This is a genomic window from Halorubrum distributum JCM 10118 (assembly GCF_000337335.1).
In the GTDB taxonomy this organism is placed as follows: domain Archaea; phylum Halobacteriota; class Halobacteria; order Halobacteriales; family Haloferacaceae; genus Halorubrum; species Halorubrum distributum.
In genome coordinates this window covers 1-2581 of record NZ_AOJN01000037.1, presented here as the reverse complement: position 1 = coordinate 2581, position 2581 = coordinate 1, and the positions used below count along the sequence as shown (strand labels likewise).

The following is a 2581-nucleotide window of genomic DNA, read 5'->3' as shown; positions in this document are numbered from 1 at the left end:
GTCGCTCACTCCGTTCGCTCCCTGCGGTGCTTACGTCGCCTGCGCCGTCCTCACGGCTGGGGCTTTGGCGGTGTTCACCGCCGATCCGCACTCAATCATTTATAAGCGAGCAGCCGGGGCTCTGGAGGCGTTCGGCGGGGATCCGCGATCAGCGACGTATCCCGCCACCGCCGACGAACAAAGCTTTACCGCGTCGCCCGCCTATCTCCGGCAAATGGTACTCGACGACCTCGGCACGTCCCTGCGGAGCAGCCTCGACAAGCTCCAGGGGAAGTCCCGACTCTCCGAGAGCGACGTCGAGGAGATCGTCAAGGAGATCCAGCGCTCCCTCCTCTCCGCCGACGTCGACGTCTCCCTCGTGATGGAGCTGTCGGACTCGATCAAGTCCCGCGCGCTCGAAGAGGAGCCGCCGGGCGGCACCACCGCGAAGGACCACGTCCTCAAGATCGTCTACGAGGAGATGGTCGAGCTCGTGGGCGACTCCACCGAGCTCCCCCTCGAGAACCAGACGATCCTGCTGGCAGGCCTCCAGGGGTCGGGGAAGACCACGTCCGCGGCGAAGATGGCCTGGTGGTTCTCGAAGAAGGGGCTCCGCCCCGCGGTGATCCAGACGGACACCTTCCGGCCGGGCGCGTACGACCAGGCGAAGCAGATGTGCGAGCGCGCCGAGGTCGACTTCTACGGCAACCCCGACAACGACGACCCGGTCGACATCGCGCGGACCGGCCTCGAAGAGACCGAAGACGCCGACGTCCACATCGTCGACACGGCGGGGCGCCACGCGCTCGAAGACGACCTCATCGCGGAGATCGAAGAGATCGAGGGCGTGGTCGACCCCGACCGCTCGCTCTTGGTGCTCGACGCCGCGATCGGTCAGGGCGCGAAGGACCAGGCCCGCCAGTTCGAGAAGTCGATCGGCATCGAGGGCGTCGTGATCACCAAGCTCGACGGGACCGCGAAAGGCGGGGGCGCGCTCACCGCGGTCAACGAGACCGACTCCTCCATCGCCTTCCTCGGCACCGGAGAGACGGTCCAGGACATCGAGCGGTTCGAGCCCTCCGGGTTCATCTCCCGGCTGCTCGGGATGGGCGACCTCAAGCAGCTCTCCGAGCGCGTCGAGCGCGCGATGCAGGAGACCCAGGAGGAGGACGGGGACTGGGACCCCGAGGACATGCTCCAGGGCGAGTTCACCCTGAAGGACATGAAACGGCAGATGGACGCGATGAACAAGATGGGGCCGCTCGACCAGGTGATGGACATGATCCCCGGGCTCGGCGGCGGGATGATGGACGAGCTGCCCGACGACGCGATGGACGTTACCCAAGACCGGATGCGCCGCTTCGAGCGCATCATGGACTCGATGACGGAGGAGGAGCTGGAGAACCCCCGCGTCGTCGGTCAGTCCCGCGTCGAGCGCATCGCCCGCGGCTCCGGCACCGACGAGGAGACGGTCCAGCAGCTCCTCGAACAGCACTCGATGATGGAGGAGACGATCGGCCAGTTCCAGGGGATGGGCGAGGGCGACATGCAGCGCATGATGAAGAAGATGGGCGGCGAGGGCGGCGGCCTCGGCGACATGATGGGCGGCGGGAAAGGGCCGTTTTAACTAGTCGGATCCGTCGAAATCCTGGCCCTCAAACCACATTAAGCCATCATTTAGTATCTTTAGCAGGAACACATCGGCTATGGTCCCCTACGTCAGCGACGTTCTGTTCAACGAACCGCAGGGTCGGCCCAGTTCACTCGTCCAGTTCGGCGCGTCGGTCTCTTTCTCGTGTGTGTTCGTGTATGCGTGGAGCGTCGGCGAAGCTGGAGCGGTAGTGCCGTGGGTACTGTTCTTTATCGTCGGAACCGCGCTGTCCGGACTCGCCGAATCCCTTCCGAAAACCCGACGACGGGCGGCCGGTCTACTGCGTCTCACAGCCATCCTTGTGTTCGTCTGTTTTCTCGCCACAATGTTCCTCGCCCCGGAGTATATCATTGAGTGACGGACGGCCGTTCTCAACACGGTAGGGGCGGATCCGTACCGCACGTCGATGTGTGGATCACCCGTACCGAGCGAATCCGATGAAAACCGCACGAGATATGAGAATTTCAGCGGAGCTAAGCAGGATACCATCCCCGAACTGCTCGTGTATTTATAAATGACTGCGCGGCGCCGGTGGTGCTGAATCACGAATATCCAACTGTTTATTTATAAGCCGTCGCCGTCGCGGGGGCGGTGAATCCTTCTGACTCCTCGATCGCTCGTTTATAAATCGATAACTGTGACGCGGCGGAGACCACCTCCAAAGTCCCAGCTATTCGTTTATAAATAACCGATTGGGAATTGGCGGAGACCACCTCCAAAGCCCCAGCCGTTCGTTTATAAATAACCGATTGGGAATTGGCGGAGACCACCTCCAAAGCCCCAGCCGCGAGGCCGCAGTACGCTCGCTGTCGTTCGAAAGGCGCTTCGCGCCTTTCGTGATGACGAGAGAGCTTTGCTCTCTCGAACCACGCTCCTCGGTCGCTCACTCCGTTCGCTCCCTGCGGTGCTTACGTCGCCTACTGCGGCCTCGCGACTGCCCCTTCGAGTCCC

2 protein-coding genes are annotated in these 2581 nt (G+C 63.0%); both read left to right on the top strand.

The genetic code is table 11. The features are described from left to right. Positions 1 to 214: 214 nt before the first annotated feature. Positions 215 to 1606 (top strand): signal recognition particle protein Srp54, encoded by a 1392-nt coding sequence (locus C466_RS05995; RefSeq protein WP_004595137.1) that lies wholly within the window; start codon positions 215 to 217, stop codon positions 1604 to 1606. A 79-nt stretch (positions 1607 to 1685) separates the two neighbouring features. After that, entirely contained in the window at positions 1686 to 1988 is a 303-nt protein-coding gene (locus tag C466_RS05990; protein WP_004595136.1) for a hypothetical protein, read from the top strand. Positions 1989 to 2581 lie beyond the last annotated feature (593 nt).